At 70.5% G+C, this 16,843-nt stretch carries 20 protein-coding genes; 13 read left to right on the top strand and 7 right to left on the bottom strand.

Annotated features, from left to right (window positions below):
• The first annotated feature begins 2 nt into the window (after positions 1 to 2).
• The 5 genes from RAMLITH_RS09000 to RAMLITH_RS08980 are packed head-to-tail and all read left to right on the top strand — an operon-like array spanning position 3 to position 3,876.
• Complete coding sequence (locus RAMLITH_RS09000; protein WP_168107019.1) at positions 3 to 830, top strand: ABC transporter ATP-binding protein; 828 nt, start codon at positions 3 to 5, stop codon at positions 828 to 830.
• Entirely contained in the window at positions 823 to 1,692 is an 870-nt protein-coding gene (locus RAMLITH_RS08995; protein WP_168107018.1) for an ABC transporter permease, read from the top strand. The genes RAMLITH_RS09000 and RAMLITH_RS08995 overlap by 8 nt, the downstream gene beginning before the upstream one ends.
• Entirely contained in the window at positions 1,692 to 2,426 is a 735-nt protein-coding gene (locus RAMLITH_RS08990) for a GntR family transcriptional regulator (protein ID WP_168107017.1), read from the top strand. The genes RAMLITH_RS08995 and RAMLITH_RS08990 overlap by 1 nt, the downstream gene beginning before the upstream one ends.
• A 23-nt stretch (positions 2,427 to 2,449) precedes the next feature.
• Positions 2,450 to 3,556 carry an isocitrate/isopropylmalate dehydrogenase family protein gene (locus RAMLITH_RS08985; RefSeq protein WP_168107016.1) on the top strand — a complete coding sequence of 369 codons (1,107 nt, stop codon included), beginning with the start codon at positions 2,450 to 2,452 and terminating at the stop codon, positions 3,554 to 3,556.
• 17 nt (positions 3,557 to 3,573) lie between these two features.
• Positions 3,574 to 3,876: a putative quinol monooxygenase gene (locus tag RAMLITH_RS08980; RefSeq protein ID WP_168107015.1), complete on the top strand. Its 303-nt coding sequence runs from the start codon at positions 3,574 to 3,576 to the stop codon at positions 3,874 to 3,876.
• Between the two features lie 16 nt (positions 3,877 to 3,892).
• On the opposite strand, the gene xth is transcribed toward RAMLITH_RS08980, so the two are convergent.
• Positions 3,893 to 4,669 carry an exodeoxyribonuclease III gene (xth, locus tag RAMLITH_RS08975; protein WP_168107014.1) on the bottom strand — a complete coding sequence of 259 codons (777 nt, stop codon included), beginning with the start codon at positions 4,667 to 4,669 and terminating at the stop codon, positions 3,893 to 3,895.
• Positions 4,670 to 4,786: 117 nt separating this feature from the next.
• Between xth and RAMLITH_RS08970 the strand changes: the two genes are divergently transcribed.
• The 5 genes from RAMLITH_RS08970 to RAMLITH_RS08950 are packed head-to-tail and all read left to right on the top strand — an operon-like array spanning position 4,787 to position 9,106.
• A complete protein-coding gene (locus RAMLITH_RS08970; protein WP_238344083.1) occupies positions 4,787 to 5,449 on the top strand; it encodes a thermostable hemolysin in 663 nt (220 codons plus the stop codon).
• Positions 5,446 to 6,912, top strand: coding sequence for an AMP-binding protein (locus tag RAMLITH_RS08965; protein WP_168107013.1), 1,467 nt, complete (start codon positions 5,446 to 5,448; stop codon positions 6,910 to 6,912). The genes RAMLITH_RS08970 and RAMLITH_RS08965 overlap by 4 nt, the downstream gene beginning before the upstream one ends.
• Positions 6,913 to 6,921: 9 nt before the next feature.
• Positions 6,922 to 7,608, top strand: coding sequence for an iron-containing redox enzyme family protein (locus tag RAMLITH_RS08960; RefSeq protein WP_168107012.1), 687 nt, complete (start codon positions 6,922 to 6,924; stop codon positions 7,606 to 7,608).
• Complete coding sequence (locus tag RAMLITH_RS08955) at positions 7,605 to 8,435, top strand: SDR family oxidoreductase (RefSeq protein ID WP_168107011.1); 831 nt, start codon at positions 7,605 to 7,607, stop codon at positions 8,433 to 8,435. Before RAMLITH_RS08960 ends, RAMLITH_RS08955 begins: the two co-directional genes overlap by 4 nt.
• Positions 8,432 to 9,106 (top strand): tetratricopeptide repeat protein, encoded by a 675-nt coding sequence (locus RAMLITH_RS08950; RefSeq protein ID WP_238344082.1) that lies wholly within the window; start codon positions 8,432 to 8,434, stop codon positions 9,104 to 9,106. The genes RAMLITH_RS08955 and RAMLITH_RS08950 overlap by 4 nt, the downstream gene beginning before the upstream one ends.
• 12 nt (positions 9,107 to 9,118) lie before the next feature.
• Here RAMLITH_RS08950 and RAMLITH_RS08945 read toward each other — a convergent pair whose 3' ends face one another.
• The 6 genes from RAMLITH_RS08945 to RAMLITH_RS08920 form a co-directional block, all read right to left on the bottom strand.
• Positions 9,119 to 10,480: an ATP-binding protein gene (locus RAMLITH_RS08945; protein ID WP_238344081.1), complete on the bottom strand. Its 1,362-nt coding sequence runs from the start codon at positions 10,478 to 10,480 to the stop codon at positions 9,119 to 9,121.
• A gap of 71 nt (positions 10,481 to 10,551) precedes the next feature.
• A complete protein-coding gene (locus RAMLITH_RS08940; protein ID WP_168107009.1) occupies positions 10,552 to 11,226 on the bottom strand; it encodes a response regulator transcription factor in 675 nt (224 codons plus the stop codon).
• 4 nt (positions 11,227 to 11,230) lie between these two features.
• Positions 11,231 to 11,725 (bottom strand): dihydrofolate reductase, encoded by a 495-nt coding sequence (locus RAMLITH_RS08935; protein WP_168107008.1) that lies wholly within the window; start codon positions 11,723 to 11,725, stop codon positions 11,231 to 11,233.
• Positions 11,725 to 12,540 carry a thymidylate synthase gene (locus RAMLITH_RS08930; protein WP_168107007.1) on the bottom strand — a complete coding sequence of 272 codons (816 nt, stop codon included), beginning with the start codon at positions 12,538 to 12,540 and terminating at the stop codon, positions 11,725 to 11,727. The genes RAMLITH_RS08935 and RAMLITH_RS08930 overlap by 1 nt, the downstream gene beginning before the upstream one ends.
• Before the next feature lie 20 nt (positions 12,541 to 12,560).
• Positions 12,561 to 13,973 carry an FAD-binding oxidoreductase gene (locus RAMLITH_RS08925; protein WP_168107006.1) on the bottom strand — a complete coding sequence of 471 codons (1,413 nt, stop codon included), beginning with the start codon at positions 13,971 to 13,973 and terminating at the stop codon, positions 12,561 to 12,563.
• A complete protein-coding gene (locus RAMLITH_RS08920; RefSeq protein ID WP_168107005.1) occupies positions 13,970 to 14,353 on the bottom strand; it encodes a DUF2069 domain-containing protein in 384 nt (127 codons plus the stop codon). Before RAMLITH_RS08920 ends, RAMLITH_RS08925 begins: the two co-directional genes overlap by 4 nt.
• 23 nt (positions 14,354 to 14,376) lie before the next feature.
• On the opposite strand from RAMLITH_RS08920, the gene RAMLITH_RS08915 reads away from it, so the two are divergent.
• The 3 genes from RAMLITH_RS08915 to pilV all read left to right on the top strand — a co-directional run bounded on the left by RAMLITH_RS08915 (position 14,377) and on the right by pilV (position 16,840).
• Positions 14,377 to 15,576: a YihY family inner membrane protein gene (locus RAMLITH_RS08915; protein ID WP_168107004.1), complete on the top strand. Its 1,200-nt coding sequence runs from the start codon at positions 14,377 to 14,379 to the stop codon at positions 15,574 to 15,576.
• 263 nt (positions 15,577 to 15,839) lie between these two features.
• Positions 15,840 to 16,433, top strand: coding sequence for a GspH/FimT family pseudopilin (locus RAMLITH_RS08910; RefSeq protein ID WP_168107003.1), 594 nt, complete (start codon positions 15,840 to 15,842; stop codon positions 16,431 to 16,433).
• Positions 16,424 to 16,840, top strand: a complete 417-nt coding sequence (pilV, locus tag RAMLITH_RS08905) for a type IV pilus modification protein PilV (RefSeq protein ID WP_168107002.1) — start codon at positions 16,424 to 16,426, stop codon at positions 16,838 to 16,840. Before RAMLITH_RS08910 ends, pilV begins: the two co-directional genes overlap by 10 nt.
• Positions 16,841 to 16,843: the final 3 nt, after the last annotated feature.

The following is a 16,843-nucleotide window of genomic DNA, read 5'->3' as shown; positions in this document are numbered from 1 at the left end:
GCATGGATCTCTCGACCAGCGAGACGGGGTCGCCGGCACTGGCGCCGGCAGCGGGCGCACCGCTGCTGGACGTGCGTGGCGTCACCCTGCAGTACAAGACCCGCGACCACCTGGTGACGGCGACCTACCGGGTCGACTTCCAGGTGCTGCGCTCCGACCGCTTCGTGCTGCTGGGGCCGTCCGGCTGCGGCAAGTCGACGCTGCTCAAGGCGGTGGGCGGGTACCTGGCGCCGGTCGAGGGCGAGATCCGGCTCAAGGGCGAGCGCATCGGCCGCCCTGGCCCGGACCGCATGATGGTGTTCCAGGAATTCGACCAGCTGCTGCCCTGGAAGACGGTGGCGCAGAACGTCGCCTTCGCGCTCACCGCCAGCGGCAAGCTGTCGCCGCGCGAGGCGGCCGAGAAGGCGATGCACTACATCGACAAGGTCAACCTCACCGGCTTCGCCGACAGCTTTCCGCATACCCTCTCCGGCGGGATGAAGCAGCGCGTGGCGATCGCGCGCGGGATGGCCATGGAACCCGACATCCTGCTGATGGACGAGCCCTTTGCAGCGCTGGACGCGCTCACTCGCCGCAAGATGCAGGAGGAACTGCTGCAGCTGTGGGACGACACGCGTTTCACGGTGCTGTTCGTCACCCATTCGATTCCCGAGGCCGTGGTGATCGGCAGCCGCATCCTGCTGCTGACGCCGCACCCGGGCCAGGTGAAGGCGGAACTGGACGGCCTGCCGCAGCACGGCGACGCGAAGCAGCGCGCCGAGCTGGAAGACACCATCCACCGGCTGCTGTTCGCCGACGAGCCCGCCGCCAGGGAGGCCAGCCATGCCTGAGACGCTGCCGCTGCGGCCCAACATCTACCGCGACCCGCCCGACGCGGCCCGCTTCAGCGTGGTCGAGCGGCCGCTGTCGCTGTGGGAGCGGGCGTGGAACAACGGTGCCTTGCGCAAGGCGACGCTGCTGGCGGTGCTGGCGCTCGTGTGGCAGTTGTACGCCATGCGTCTGGCCAATCCGCTGCTGATTCCGACGTTCCTCGACACGGTGATCGCCTTCCGGGACGCGGTGCTGACCGGCGGCTTGCTGGGCAAGGCCTGGTATTCGATCCGCATCCTGTTGATCGGGTATGCCGCCGGGCTGGCGCTGGCGGCGATCCTCACCACGCTGGCGATCACGTCGCGCATAGGCACTGACCTGGTCGAGACGCTGACGGCGATGTTCAACCCCTTGCCGGCCATCGCGCTGCTGCCGCTGGCCCTGATCTGGTTCGGACTGGGCACCGGCAGCCTGGTGTTCGTGCTGATCCACTCGGTGCTGTGGGCCGTGGCGCTGAACACGCATTCGGGCTTCATGGCGGTCTCCAACACGCTGCGCATGGTGGGCCGCAACTACGGGCTGCGCGGCCTGCCGTACGTGGCGAAGATCCTGGTGCCCGCCGCCTTCCCGAGCATCCTCACCGGCCTCAAGATCGGCTGGGCCTTCGCCTGGCGCACGCTGATCGCCGCCGAACTGGTGTTCGGGGTCTCGTCCGGCAGCGGCGGGCTCGGCTGGTTCATCTTCGAGAACAAGAACCAGCTCGAGATCGCCAGCGTCTTCGCCGGCCTGTTCAGCGTGATCCTCATCGGACTGGCGGTGGAGAACATCGTCTTTCGCACGATCGCCGCCCGCACGGTGCAGCGCTGGGGGATGCAGGGCTGATGGCGGCGGCCCGCGCCCCCGTGCACCGGACGCCGCGCAGCCGCGCCGCCGGCTCCGCCGCGCCCCCGTCGGCCGTCCGCACGTCGCTGGTCGACGCGGCATACGAGGCGGTGCGGCAGCGCATCCTGGACAACGTGTACCCGCCGGGGCATCAGGCGCTGGAACAGGCACTCGCCGAGGAGCTGGGCATCAGCCGCACGCCGCTGCGCGAAGCGATGATCCGGCTGCGCAACGAGGGGTTGGTCGAGATCGTGCCGCGCCACGGCGTGCGGGTGCTGCCGCTGTCGGCGACGGACATGCGTGAGATCTACGAAACGCTGACGGCCCTCGAATCGATGGCCGCGGAACTGGCGGCGCGGCGCCGGCCGGGGCCCGACGAGCTCAAGCCGCTGGAGGCCGCCTCGCGCGACATGGCGCGTGCGCTGCGCGCCAATGACCTGGACGCCTGGGCCGAAGCCGACGAGCGCTTCCACCGCACGCTGATCGACCTGTGCGGCAACCGCCTGCTGAAGCAGACGGTGCTGAATTTCTGGGACCGCGCGCACCGCGCGCGCATGTTCACGCTGCGCCTGCGGCCCAAGCCGGTGGACTCGACCGAGGAGCACCGCGAGCTGGTCGAGCGCATCCGCGCCGGCGACGCCGCGGGCGCCTTCGCCTGCACGCGCGCCCACCGGGAACGCGGCAGCCGCGAGCTGCTGGCGATCATCGAGCGCTACCGCCTGCACCAGTTGTGACCCGCCACTTCAAGGGACCCTTCATGCCAACCGACAACAAGTTCAACATCGTGGTGCTGCCCGGGGACGGGATCGGCGTCGAGGTCATGCAGGCCTGCCTGGCGGCCCTGGAGGCGCTGCAGCAGCGCGTGGGCGGGTTCCGGCTGGCGTATGACCACCGGCCCGGGGGCGCGCAGCTGTATGCCGACACCGGCGTGGCGTTTCCGGAGCCATCGATGACGGCGTGCGAGCAGGCCGACGCGATCCTGTTCGGCGCCATGGGCCTGCCGCACATCCGCTACCCGGACGGCACCGAGATCGCGCCGCAGCTCGACATCCGCACGCACCTCGAGCTGTACGCCGGCGTCCGCCCGATCCGCGCGCTCGCCGGCGTGCCGCTGGCGCTGGCCGACCCCCGCGCCCGCGAGATCGACCTGGTCATCATCCGCGAGCAGACCGAAGGCTGGTTCTATTCGCGCGGCAAGGCCGACGTGCGCGGCGACGTCGAGGCGTTCGACACCTGCCGCATCACGCGCAAGGGCAGCGAGCGCGTGTTCGACTTCTCGTTCCGGCTGGCGCAGCGGCGCAAGGCGCGCAATCCCGCCAAGGGCAAGGTGACGTGCGTCGACAAGGCGAACGTGTTCGCTTCGATGGCGTTCTCGAACAGGATCTTCCGGGAGCGCGCCGAACGCTTCCCGGACATCGCCGCCGACCACTGCTACATCGACGCCATGGCGCTGAACCTGTTGCGCAAGCCCTGGGAGTACGACGTCGTGCCGACCGAGAACCAGTTCGGCGACATCCTGTCCGACCTCGGCGCCGGGCTGATCGGCGGCATGGGCATGGCGCCCTCGGGCGACCTCGGCGACAAGCATGCCCTGTTCCAGCCCTCCCACGGCTCGGCGCCTGACATCGCCGGCCAGGGCAAGGCCAATCCCACGGCGATGCTGCTGTCGGCGGCGATGATGCTCGAATGGCTGGGCGAGCGGCATGACCTGCGCGCCTGCACCGACGCGGCGGACGTGCTGCAGGGCGCCGTGGACGGGGTGTTCGCGCGCAGCAGCGTTCGGCCCTGGGAGTTCGGCGGCACCGACGGCACGAAGGAGATCACCGCCGCCGTGATCGATGCCATCCGGCACGTGAACCGGTGAACGGCGCGGGAGGCGGCATGTTCGTGGTCACCGTCGATTTCGTCATCAAGCCGGGCTTCGTCGACGCGTTCCGGGCCGAGATGGTGAACAACGCCCGCGCCTCGCGCACCGACGAGCCTGGCTGCCGCCGGTTCGACGTCGCCTTCAGCGAGAAAGATCGCTCGCTCGTGTTCCTGTACGAGCTCTACGACGACGCGGCGGCGTTTGCCGCACACCAGCAGACGCCGCACTTCAAGGCTTTCGACATTACTACGGCGCCGTGGGTGGAACGCAAGACCGCGCGGACCTTCGCCCTCGCGGATTCCGCTGACCTCGACTGACGGCTGCGCGAGCGCCTCAGAGCTCCAGCGTCACCGGCGCGTGGTCGCTCGGCTGCTTCCACTTGCGCGGGACGCGGTCGATGGCGCACCCTCGCACGTGCTCGCGCAACGGTTCGCTCACCAGGATGTGGTCGATGCGCAGGCCGCGGTTCTTCTGGTAGCCGAGCATGCGGTAGTCCCACCAGCTGAAACTCTTTTCCGGCTGTTCGAAGAGACGGAAGCCGTCGCACAGGCCCAGCCCGAGCAGTCCGTGGAAATGTTCGCGCTCCTCGCGCGTGTGGTGGATCGTGTCGCGCAGGCCCTCGGGGTCCCACGAGTCGCGGTCTTCCGGCGCGATGTTGAAGTCGCCGAGCAGCACCAGTCGCGGATGCCGCTGCAACTCGTCGCAGACATAGCGGTTCAGGCCGGCCAGCCAGTTCATCTTGTAGGCGAACTTGTCCGTGCCGGGCGCCTGCCCGTTGACGAAATAGCCGTTGACCAGCCGCAGCTCGCCGTCGGGTCCGTCGACGGTCGCCGCGATTACCCGTGAGTGCTCGTCGGCATAGCCGGCGATGTTCTTCGCGACGTCGCGCAGCGGCTGCCGGCTCATGATCGCGACGCCGTTGTAGGTCTTCTGCCCGAACACCGCGCAGTGCGGGTACCCGGCATCGCGCAGCGCGTCGAGCGGGAACTTGTCGTCGGTGAGCTTGAGCTCCTGCAGGCACAGCACGTCCACCGGATTCGCGGCGGTCCAGTCCAGCACGTGCTGCAGCCGCGCGGTGAGGGAGTTGACGTTCCAGGTGGTGATCTTCATGGGCCGGCCGATTCTATTCACTGCGGCCACTGGCCGTTAAGCCGCCATTAAGCGCACCCCGACACCATCTGTGCGAGGCCGGGTGATGGAACTCGGCTGTGTACCCAGGGAGGATGGATGTTGATGACGACCGTGCCGCGCGATCCGGCGCCCATGCCCATGCCGATGCCCATGGCAGGCACGGAGCTCGAGGCGCCGCAGTTGCAGCTGCACCGGGCAGGCGATCCCGGCCGGCCACAGGTCGAGGACTTCATCGCCGGCGTGTTCGCACGCCGCTTTGGGGCGACCGTGACCGGCTTCGCGCCGGTGCTGGTCACGTTGCGCGATGCGGCTGACGGCGCGATCGTGGCCGCGGCGGGCTACCGCGCCGCCGCCGGCGCCCCGCTGTTCCTGGAGTCGTACCTTGGCGCGCCCGTCGAATCGGTGCTCGCCCGGCATCTGCACGCCGGTCCTGCCCGGCGCGAGATCGTCGAGATCGGCCATCTTTCGGCGGCTCGGCCTGGCGCGGGCCGGCAATTGATGGTTCGTCTCGGCGAGCACCTGGCCCGCCAGGGATTCCGCTGGATCGTCTGCACGCTGACTCAGGAACTGCGGCATCTGCTGCCCCGGCTGGGCATCACGCCGCTGGCGCTCGCCAAGGCCGATGCCGGCGCGCTCGAGGGAGATGGCGCCGCGTGGGGCAGCTATTACGAGCACGACCCCGTGGTGCTGGCGGGTGACCTCGCGCCGGCGCTGCGCCGCCACCGGCAGCGACTGGCGCTCGGCGCGGCAGCGAAATGACGAGACTGCGCCCGCCACCGGTGGACGCCGGACTGGCAGCCCTCGACGACGGCGATCGCCGGTGGACGCGTGAGCAACTGGACGCGGAGTACCGGTGCGCCGCGGGTCTGTTCATCGCCCACGACGTGCATGTGATGGCGACGCTCCTGGACAACGGCGCCGCCTGGGTGGTTGCGGACGGCGCGGCCGCCCGCGCCGGCGTCGTCCACGTGCCGCTGCCGGCGTTCTTCTCGCCGCAGCAACTGGAGCACGCCTTGCGCAGCGCGGGGGTCGACACGCTGCTGGCGCCGCTGCTGTATGCGGGCGCCCTGGCGCGCGCGCTTGGCGCGGCGCCGCCGCGGCTGGTCGAAATGGCCGGGCAGGAACTGGCGATCGTGCGCCTGCATGCCGTCCCGGTGCCCCTGCCCGCCGGCACCGGCAAGATCACTTTCACCTCAGGCACCACCGGCACGCCCAAGGGTGTGTGCCTGTCGCACGACGCCACGCAGGCCGTCGCCGACGGGCTGGTCGTGGCCACGCGCGCGCTGGACATCCGGCGGCACCTGTGCGTCCTGCCGTTGCCGGTGCTGCTCGAAAACGTGGCGGGACTGCTGGCGCCGCTGGCACGCCATGCCACCTGCGTGGTGCCGCGGCTGGCCGAGCTGGGCCTGGCCGGGTCCTCCACCTTCGATCCCGCGCAGTTTCACGGCGCCGTCGAGCGGCACCAGCCGCACAGCCTGATCCTGCTGCCGCAGATGCTGCGCGCGTGGACGGGGTGGCTGGGACAGCGGCGCCTGCGCGCGCCGTCGTCGCTGCGGCTGGTGGCCGTGGGCGGCGCAGCGGTCGGCGAGCGCCTGCTCGGCGCCGCCCGCAGCGCGGGCATTCCGGCGTACGAGGGCTACGGCCTGTCCGAAGGCGCTTCGGTACAGACCCTCAACCTTCCGGACGCCGACCGGCCGGGCAGCGCCGGCCGGCCGCTGCCGCATGCCCGGGTGCGCGTCGCCGCGGACGGCGAGATCGAGGTGGCCGGCAGCCTCATGGCCGGCTACCTCGGGGACACCGTCGCGCCGCCGCCCTGGTGGCCCACCGGCGACCTGGGCCGCATCGACGATGACGGTTTCGTGCATGTCCGCGGCCGCAAGAAGGACCTGCTGATCACGTCGTTTGGCCGCAATGTCTCGCCCGAGTGGATTGAACAGGCGCTGCAGGCGCAAACCGTGATCGCACACGCCGTGGTGTCCGGCGACGGCGAGCCGTCGCTCGCTGCGGTGCTCTGGCCGGTCGCGCCCGGATCGAGCGACGCGCAACTGCAGGCGGCCGTCGACGCAGCCAACGCCGGCTTGCCCGACTACGCGCGCGTCGCGCGCTGGGTCCGCGCGCGGGCCGCCTTCAACGCCGAATCCGGCTTCGCCACCGCCAACGGCCGGCCGCAGCGCGCCGCGATCTGGCGAGCGCACGCCGATGCACTTTCAACCACACCCTGAAGAGGACCCATGGGCTTTCATCTCGAATTGCAGGAACGCACCGCCGACGCCCGCCGCCATCTGCTGGGCGCACCCATCATCCAGGGCTGCCTGCGCGGCGAGGTGTCGCCCGCCAGTTACGCCGCCTTCCTGGCGCAGGCATATCACCACGTGCGCCACACCGTGCCGCTGCTGCAGGCCTGCCGCCGCGCGCTGCCGCCGCGGCACGCGTGGCTGGACGGGCCGCTGGAAGAGTACGTTGCGGAAGAGCAGGGCCACGACGAGTGGATCCTCGACGATCTGCGTGCGTGCGGCGCCGACGTGCAGGCCGTACGCGCCGGACGCCCCGGGCATGCCACCGAAGTGATGGTGGCGTATGCATACGACACCATCGCGCGCGGCAACCCGCTGGGATTCTTCGGCATGGTGCACGTGCTCGAAGGCACCAGTGTCGCGCTGGCCCTCGCGGCCGCCGACCAGATCCAGCGCGCGCTGGCGCTGCCGGACGCCGCCTTCCGTTACCTGCGCTCGCACGGCCTGCTGGACCGGGAGCACACGGCGCACTTCGGGCTGCTGATGGACCGCATCGAAGACGCGGGCGACCGCGACGCGATCGTGCATGCCGCCCGTGCGTTCTACCGCCTGTACGGCGACGTGTTCCGCGAGTTGCCCCTGCCGCAGGCGAGCACCGCCCACCGCCTGGCGGAGGCAGCATGAAGCCGCTGCACGCGCGCGTCCTGCTTACCGGCGCCAGCGGCGGCATCGGCCGGGAAGCGGCCGCCGCCCTGGTCGGCGCCGGGGCCGGCGTTCTGCTGGCCGGGCGTCACCCGGCGCGGCTGTCGGCCCAGGCACGGGCCCTCGGTCCGGAACCTCGCGTCACCTGGGCCACGGCCGACCTCGCGGATCCCGCGCAAGTCGAGCGGCTCGCCGCCGAGGCGGCCGCGTGGGGCTGCAACGTGGTGATCCACAACGCCGGCACGCCGGCCTTCGGCGCGTTGGCCCGGCACGACGCGGAGTCGATGCTCCGGGTGCTGCAGGCGAACCTGCTGGCGCCGATGCTGCTGACGCGGCTGCTGTTGCCGCACCTGGCGCGGCAGGCTCGGGCGCAAGTGATCTGCGTCGGCTCGGCGCTCGGGCGAATCGGGCTGCCGGGCTATTCCCTCTATTCGGCCAGCAAGTTCGGCCTGCGCGGGTTTGCCGAAGCGTTGCGGCGCGAGCTTGCCGGCACGCCGGTGCGCGTGCAGTACCTGGGACCGCGCACCACACGCACCGATTTCAACGACGGCCAGGTGCAGGCGTACAACCGTGCGACCGGCGCGGCCGTCGACGAGCCGGCGGCCGTGGCCGCGGCCATGGTCCGGCTGCTGGAGGACGAGGCGGCGGAGCGGTTCCTGGGCTTTCCGGAGCGGCTGGCCGTGCGTATCAACGGCCTGGCGCCGACCTGGCTGGACGGCAGTTTCCGCCGGCACCGCCGCAGCCTGGAACTCGTCCCCGATCCAACTTCCGCACGAACCCCTGAAACCCCCGAGAGGATACCGACATGAACGCCCTGACTCTGTCCGGCCGCGCCCGCCGCGCCGGCCTCGCGGCCGCCTTCGCCTGCGGCGCGCTCGCACTGCTGGCCCCCGCCGTCCAGGCGGCTCCCGCCGGCGATGAGGTCGCGCAGTTGCAGCGCGAGTGGGAAGCGATCCGCTACCGCGCCGCTGCGGCCGAGCGCGGGCAGCGTTTCGAGGCACTGGCCGCGAAGGCCCACAAAGTCAGTGAGAGCAACCCGGGCCGGGCCGAACCGCTGGTCTGGGAGGGCATCATCGTGAGCTCGCTCGCCGGCGAGCGCGGCGGGCTCGGGGCGCTGTCGCTGGTCAAGCAGGCCAAGGCGCTCTACGAGGCCGCGATCCAGATCGACGGCAATGTCCTCGACGGCTCCGCCTACAACAGCCTCGGCGTCCTGTACTACAAGGTGCCCGGCTGGCCCCTGGGCTTCGGCGACAAGGCCAGGGCCAGCGAGCTGCTGCGCAGGTCGCTGGCGCTCAATCCCAAGGGGATCGATCCCAACTTCTTCTACGGCGAGTACCTCGTCGAGACCGGGCAGCCGCTGGAGGCCGTGAGCTACCTCGAGCGGGCGCTGCAGGCGCCGCCGCGGGCCGGACGCGAGCTGGCGGACGCGGGTCGGCGCGAGGAAGCGCGCCAGTTGCTCGAGAAGGCACGCGCGAAGTAGGCGAGCGGCGGCTCAGGACGACGCCGCAGCGGCGAACCGCACCACCACTTTCATCCCCGTGCCGTCCTCGCGCGGGCCGAAGCGCACGGCGAGCCCGTGCAGCGCGGCGATCCGCTGCACGATCGAGATGCCCAGCCCGCTGCCGCTTTCCTGCTGGCCGACGGGCCGGCGGAACCGCTCGCCCAGGCGCTCCAGTTCCGCCGGCTCGAGCGCGACGCCGGCGTTCTCCACTTCGAGCCGGTCGCGCGAGAAGCGCACCGTCACCAGCGTGCCGGGCGGGGCGTAACGAGCCGCGTTGTCCAGGAGGTTGCGCAGCATGACGGCGAGCAGTTCGGCGTCGCCCAGCAGCGGCAGCGCCTCGCGCGGCACCGGCGGCCATTCGCACGCGAATTCGATGCGGCGCCGCTCCGCCAGCGGCAGGCACTCACTCATGGCCTGTTCCACCACGGCGGGCCAGTCGACCTCGTGCTCCCAGGGGGCTGTCTGCGCGGCGGCGGCGCGCGAGTCGACCCGCGACAGCGCCAGCATCTGCGTGACCAGCCGGTCCATCCGGTCGAGGCCCGCGGAGAAGCGGGCCTGGGCCTCGCCGCGTTCGCGCTCGTCGCGGGCGCGCCGCACGACGTCCCACTGCGCGCGCAGTACCGCCAGCGGCGTGCGCATCTCGTGTGCCGCATCGGCCGTGAACCGGCGTTCGCGCGTGAGCAGCGCGTCCACCCGCGCGAACTGCGCGTTGATCGCATGCAGCAAGGGCGTGAGCTCCGCCGGCGCGGCCTGCATCGGCAAGGGCTGCAGGTTCGCGGCATCGCGCTGTTCCAGGTCGTTGGCGATCGCCACCACCGGCGCCAGCGCACGCCGCACCGCCCAGGCGAGCGCGGCGAGCAACAGCGGCAGGACCAGCAGCCATGGCAGCACCTGCGAGATCGTCAGGTCGTAGACGAGCTCGTCGCGCTCGTAGGCTTTCTGGCCGGCGGCGACCAGCCAGTCGCCGCTGGCAGAGGGCAGGTAATAGACGCGCCAGAGTTCCCCGTGCAACTGCTCCGAGACGAAGCCAGCCGTGCCCGGCCGCCGTGGCAGCTCGCCCCCTTCGCGGTCCGCGAGGTACAGCTGCCCGCCCGCGTCCCACACCGCGATGGCGAAGTCGCTGAGGTCGGCCTCGCCGATGCCGGCGCCCCGGACGACGGCGGCCGGCGCCTTCGCGTTGCCGGCCGCGGGAACCAGCATCACCTGCACCTGGCGCGCCAGCCGGATCAGCTCGCTGTCGAACAGCTCGTTGACGTCGTGCTGCGCGCGATTCACCGAGACGGCGACGGCCATCAGCCACACCAGCGGGGCCGAGAGCAGCAGGTACAGCATCAGCCGCCGCTGCAGGCTCAACGGTGCTCCCTTGGGCCTGCGGCCCTGTCCCTCCGGGAGGGAATCCGCCCCTTCGGGCAGCCGGGCGGGGCTCATGGCGCCGGCTCTCCCGAGCCGAGCGCGTAGCCCAGGCCGCGCACCGTGCGAACGATGCCGGGATCGATCTTGCGTCGCAGGTGGTGCACGTAGACTTCCAGCGCGTTGCTCTCGGGCTCGGAGCCGCTCCAGTCATAGAGCTTGTCCTGCAGCTGCGCCTTGGAGAGCACGCGTTGCGGATTGGCCAGCAGCACTTCGAGCAGCGCCAGTTCGCGCGGCGTCAGGTCCACCGGCTGGCCCTTCCAGCGCACTGCCCTGGCCGCGGCGTCGTACTGCAGCGCGCCGTGCTGCCACACCGGGTGCGCGAAGCCGGACGTGCGCCGCATCACCGCCCGCAACCGGGCCGCGAGCTCGTCGATCGAGATCGGCTTGACCAGGTAGTCGTCGGCGCCGCGGTCCAGGCCGGCAATGCGGTTGGACACGCCTTCGCGGGCCGTGAGGATCAGGATCGGCAGCTTCAGGGCACGGCCGCGCCAGCGCTGCAGCCACTCCAGGCCATCGCCGTGGGGCAACCCGAGGTCGAGCACCAGCGCGTCGTACGGCACCTCGGCCAGCGCCAGGTCTGCCTGCCGGCCATCGCCAAAGAGATCGACCACGTGGCCCAGCTGGCGCAGGCCGGTAGCAAGCGCGTCGCCCAGGGCCGGATCGTCCTCGACGATGAGGAGGCGCATGGTCTCAGGCTGCGCCAGCCCTCCGGTAGGTGACGAACGAGAAGGGCACGCCGCCGGCCGACCGGTGCGGCTCCCGTGAGGTCTCTCGCCACTCCGGTCCCAGGGCCGGCGCATGGACGTCACCGTCGAAGTCCGCGTCGATCTCCGTCACCTCCACGGTGTCGGCAAGCGGGAGGGCCTGCTCGAACAGCTGCTCGCCGCCGATCACCCAGGCGGCGGGCGCCGGCCCGCACAGGGCGATGGCTTCCTGGAGTGAACCGGCGCGGCTGGCGCCGCCGGCATGCCACGCCGCCTGCCGGGTCACGACGATGTTGCTGCGGCCTGGCAGCGGCCGGAAACGCTCCGGCAGCGATTCCCAGGTCCGGCGTCCCATGATGACCGGAGCGCCCATGGTGAGGCGCTTGAAGTGCGCCAGGTCTTCGGGCAGGTGCCAGGGCAGGGCGCCGTCCTTGCCGATGACGCCGTTGCGCGCCCGTGCGTAGACCAGCCCGAGTTTCATCACACGGCCACCGGCGCCTTGATCGGCGGGTGGCACTGGTAGTCCTGCACGTCGAAGTCCTCGTACTCGTATTCGAAGATCGAGGCGGGGCGCCGCCTGATGTCCAGTGTGGGATAAGGAAACGGCGCGAGGCCCAGTTGCAGTTCCACCTGTTCGTGGTGGTTGCTGTAGATGTGGCAGTCGCCGCCGGTCCAGATGAAGTCGCCGACGCCCAGGTCGCACTGCTGCGCCATCATGTGCGTCAGCAGGGCGTAGCTCGCGATGTTGAACGGCACGCCCAGGAAGATGTCCGCGCTGCGCTGGTACAGCTGGCACGAGAGCTTGCCGTCCGCGACGTAGAACTGGAAGAACGCGTGGCAGGGCGCCAGCGCCATCTTCGGGATGTCGGCGACGTTCCAGGCGCTCACGATGATGCGGCGCGAGTCGGGGTTGGTCCTGATGGTCTTCACCGCCTCGGCGATCTGGTCGACGTGGCCGCCGTCGGGCGTCGGCCAGCTGCGCCACTGCACGCCGTAGACCGGCCCCAGGTCGCCGTCCTCGCGCGCCCATTCGTCCCAGATCGTGACGCCGCGTTCGCGCAGCCGGTTGTTGTCGCTGGAGCCTTCGAGGAACCACAGCAGCTCGTGGATGATCGACTTGAGGTGGACCTTCTTGGTCGTCACCAGCGGGAAGCCCTCGTTCAGGTCGAACCGCATCTGGTAGCCGAACACGCTGCGCGTGCCGGTGCCGGTGCGGTCGGTCTTGGGCGTGCCATGCGTGTACACATGGCGCATGAAGTCTTCGTACTGCGAGCGGACGGGACGGGGCGTCGTCATGCTGCGGATTATCCGTGGTCTCAGGGCAGCAGCACCTTGCCCGGGTTCATGATGCCCTGCGGATCCAGCGCGTCCTTCACGGCCCGCATCATCTTCAGCGCGACCGGCGACTTGTAGTGCGGCAGCTTGCCGACCTTGAGCGTGCCGATCCCGTGCTCGGCCGAAATGGAGCCGCCGAACTTGCGCACCTGGTCGAACACCAGCGCATTGACCCGCTCCTCGTGCTCGCGCAGGAACGCCTGCATGTCGTCCTCCTCGGGCGCTTGCACGTTGTAATGCAGATTGCCGTCGCCGAGATGGCCGAAGTTCACCAGCCGCACGCCTGCGATTTCGCGTTTCAGCAGCGCGTCGGTCTCGGCGCAGAAGTCCGGAATGCGCGACACGGGAATGGAGATGTCGTGCTTGATGTTCAGGCCTTCCTCGGCCTGCGCGAGCGGAATGTTCTCGCGGACGTGCCACAGCGCGCGTGCCTGCGCGATGTTCTCGGCGACCACGGCGTCGGTCGCGCAGCCGTCCTCGAGCGCCGCTTCCAGCAGCCGCTCGAACTGCGCGCGGGCGTGCTCCTCGGACTCCTGGTCGGCGTTTTCCAGCAGCACGCACCAGGCGGATTCCTGCTGGAAAGGCACCCGCAGCTGCGGCATGTGCTTGACCACCAGGCCGAGCGCGAACTGCCCCATCACCTCGAAGCCGGTGAGGCCGGCGCCCAGGTGCCTGTGCGCGAGCCCCAGCAGCGCCAGCGCCGCGTCCATCGAGGGCACCGCGGCCCAGGCGGTGAGCGTGGCCCTGGGCAGCGGGTACAGCTTCATCGTGGCGGCGGTGATCACGCCCAGCGTGCCTTCGCTGCCGATGAACAGGTCGCGCAGGTCATAGCCGGTGTTGTCCTTGCGCAGGCCCGACAGGCCGTCCCAGACCTCGCCCTGCGCCGTGACCACCTCCAGCCCGAGGCACAGCTCGCGCGCGTTGCCGTAGCGAACCACCTGCGTGCCGCCGGCGTTGGTGGCCAGGTTGCCGCCGATCGTGCAACTGCCTTCGGCGGCCAGGCTCAGGGGGAAGAGGTAGCCCGCGGCCTCGGCCGCTTCCTGCACGGTCTGCAGCACGCAGCCGGCGTCGACGGTGATGGTCAGGTTGGCGGCGTCGACGGCGCGCACGCGGTTCATGCGAGTGAGATTCAGCACCACGGCGCGGCCGGAGTCGTCGGGTGTCGAGCCGACCACCATGCCGGTATTGCCGCCCTGCGGCACGATGGGGGTGGCGGCCGCGGCGCAGGCGCGCACCACCTGTGCCACTTCTTCGGTGGTGCCGGGCCGCACCACGGCCAGCGCCTTGCCGCGGGCGCGCTTGCGCCAGTCCTGCTCCCACGCAGAGAGGTCGCCGTCCACCAGGACGTGGTTGGCGCCGACGGCCTGGCGCAGAGTCTCGATCAATCCGTTCATGTCTTCGCCTTCAGGCGCGTTCTCACATGCAGCACGCAGGCTGCGAACAACAGCAGGCACAGGGCCGCTTCCAGCCAGGCGAGCGCCGCACTGAGGCCGCGGTCGCTGGCGCCGCGCACCACACCTTCGGTGAAGTAGACCCACACCAGCAGGCTCACCCACCGGTAGGTGTACATGCGCATTCGCAGCAGGCCCGGCAACGGGATGCACAGCGGCAGCACCTTGAGCACCAGCCACGAGCCTCCCGGCCGCAGCGGCGCGAGCCACAGCTCCCATGCAAGCCCGAGCACGATCAGCGCCAGCAGGCTGCCGACGGCCAGGCGGCGGCTGAGGGCGACCACCGGGCTGGCGGCGGGCAGTGCGGTATCGATGGTCGTCATGCGAGGTGGCATCATAGCGGCCGATGCCAATGCGCCAGCTGCTCGCGGACCTCTCGCGCTTCCCGTGGAAGTCGACGGCGGTGACGTTGCGGGAGCGCTTCCGCGAGGACCGGCTGGGCCTCACGGCCAGCAGCCTGACGTTCACGACGACGATGGCGCTGGTGCCGTTCTTCACGCTGGCGCTCGCGATCTTCACGGCCTTCCCGATCTTCGGCAAGCTGCAGTCGGCGCTGCAGGCGTGGCTGGCGCAGAGCCTGATCCCCGAAGCGATCGCGCGCCAGGTCCTCGGTTACCTGACCCAGTTCGCCGGCAAGGCCAATCGCCTCGGCGCGTTCGGCCTCGCGGCCCTGATCGTCACGGCGCTGGCGCTGATGCTGACCATCGACCGCACCTTGAACAGCATCTGGCGGGTCAAGCGGCGGCGGCCGTTCGCGCAGCGGGTCCTGATCTACTGGGCTGCGCTGACGCTGGGTCCGGTGCTGCTCGGCGCCAGCCTGAGTCTGACGTCCTACGTCGTCTCGGCGTCGCGCGGCCTCGTATCCGCGATGCCGGGCCTCCTGCAGGTGGTGCTCGACGTGATCGAGTTCTTCCTGCTCGCCGGCGGCCTCGCCGCGCTGTACCGCTACGTGCCCAACACGCCCGTTCGGCGCAGTCACGCCTGGGCCGGCGCCGTGTTCGCGACCGTCGGCATCGAACTGGCGCGGCGGCTGCTGGCCTGGTACATCGGCAAGGTCCCGGCGTATTCGCTGGTGTATGGTGCCTTCGCCACCGTCCCGATCATGCTGGTGTGGATCTACGTCGCGTGGGTGATCGTGCTGCTGGGGGCCGTGATCGCGGCCTACCTGCCCAGCCTGCTGACCGGCACCCGCCGCCGCTCCGGCCATGGCTGGCAGTTCCAGGTGGCACTGGAGGTGCTGCGCGAACTCGACGCCGCGCGGGTGTCGGCGCGGCGCGGCCTCAGCGCCCCGCAGCTCGCGCGTACGCTGGAGCTGGAGACCGTCCAACTCGAGCCCGTGCTCGAAACGCTGGTTGACCTGGACTGGGTCGGTCGCGTGAACGAGATCGAGGACGAGGAAGACACCCGCTACGTGCTGCTCGCGGACGTGGCCTCGACGGCGCTCGAGCCGCTGATTCGCCACCTGCTTCTGCCTTACACCGACGCCTCGGCCCGCCTGTGGAAGAGCGGGCAACTCTCGACCGTCTATCTCAAGGACGTCGTTTAACCGCGGAGCCTCCGCCTGGGATTGCGCATTGCGGGATGGCCGTTCCGCCAACCGCCATCACCCCGGTTCCCGCCGCCAAACCGGCCCACCGCGCGTAATCCGGGGGCCCTGGTTCGTGAATTTATTCACGCCGCTCGCCTTGTACAAATATATACGACGGTTTACAAATTATTACGGACAGCTGCCGACGCTGCCCCGGCGCATTGAGCGCACGGCGAGGTCCGGGCCCTTTCAACAGACGGACGGTAGAGCCAGAGGAGTCCATGAGCTTTCGACAGCAGGTCCCGCGATACCGGCAGCCCGCCGCCGGTGGCCGCCGGATGGCCGGTGTGACCATGGTCGAGCTCATGGTGACCGTCGGCGTGGCCGGCGTGCTGGCGGCCACGGCGGTCCCCTCAATGCAGAGTTTCGTTCGCGTGTCGCAGGTGCGCACCGCGGCCAACGAACTCGCGATGGCGCTGGCGACCGCGCGCTCCGAGGCCATCAAGCGCGGCAGCCCGGTGACTGTCTGCAAGTCCGCCGACGTCACGGTGGCCCAGCCGCTGTGCGCCAGCAGCGGCTCGGTGCCATGGCGGCAGGGATGGGTCATGTTCGTGGACCACGATCAGGACGGCGTGGTCGACAGCTCGGGCTCGCTGCCCGACGTGCGGCTGCGCGTCGGCGCACCCGGCGGACGCCTCTCGGTGGAGGCCGACACGAACTTCTCCCGCTATGTGTCCTATCTGCCGAACGGCGTGTCGGTCGGTAGCGGCGGCCAGTCGTCCGGGGCGTTCCACGTCTGCCTGAACGGCATCGGCCGCGCGGTGACGATCAACACCAGCGGCCGGACGCAGGTGCGGGAGGAAACATGCTCGTGACGGCCGCTTGCGCGCGCCGCCAGCGCGGCTTCACGTTGATCGAGATCCTCGTGACCCTGCTCATCGTTTCGAGCGGGCTGCTCGGCTTTGCCGCGCTGCTGAACAAGTCGATCGTCTCGAACCGGCACGCCTACCTCGTCAGCCAGGCGACCATGCTGGCCTACGACCTCACCGAGCGCATGCGCGCCAACCGCGCCGGCGCGCTGGGCGGGGTCTACACGCTGGCCTCGCGCGAAGCGGCGAGCCACCCCGACGCGCGCGACTGGGTGGAAGCACTGGTCGATGCCCTGCCGGACGGCGATGCTGCCGTGAGCACGGCCCCCAGCGGCGACGGCCTGGCGGTCACGATCACGATCAAGTGGGTCGACGGCCAACGCCAGTCCTTCACGACGCAGACCACGATCTGAATC

This window comes from Ramlibacter lithotrophicus (assembly GCF_012184415.1).
Classification (GTDB): Bacteria; Pseudomonadota; Gammaproteobacteria; order Burkholderiales; family Burkholderiaceae_C; genus Ramlibacter; species Ramlibacter lithotrophicus.
Note: the sequence above shows the minus strand (reverse complement) of the source record. Positions and strands in the feature narration are given on the sequence as shown.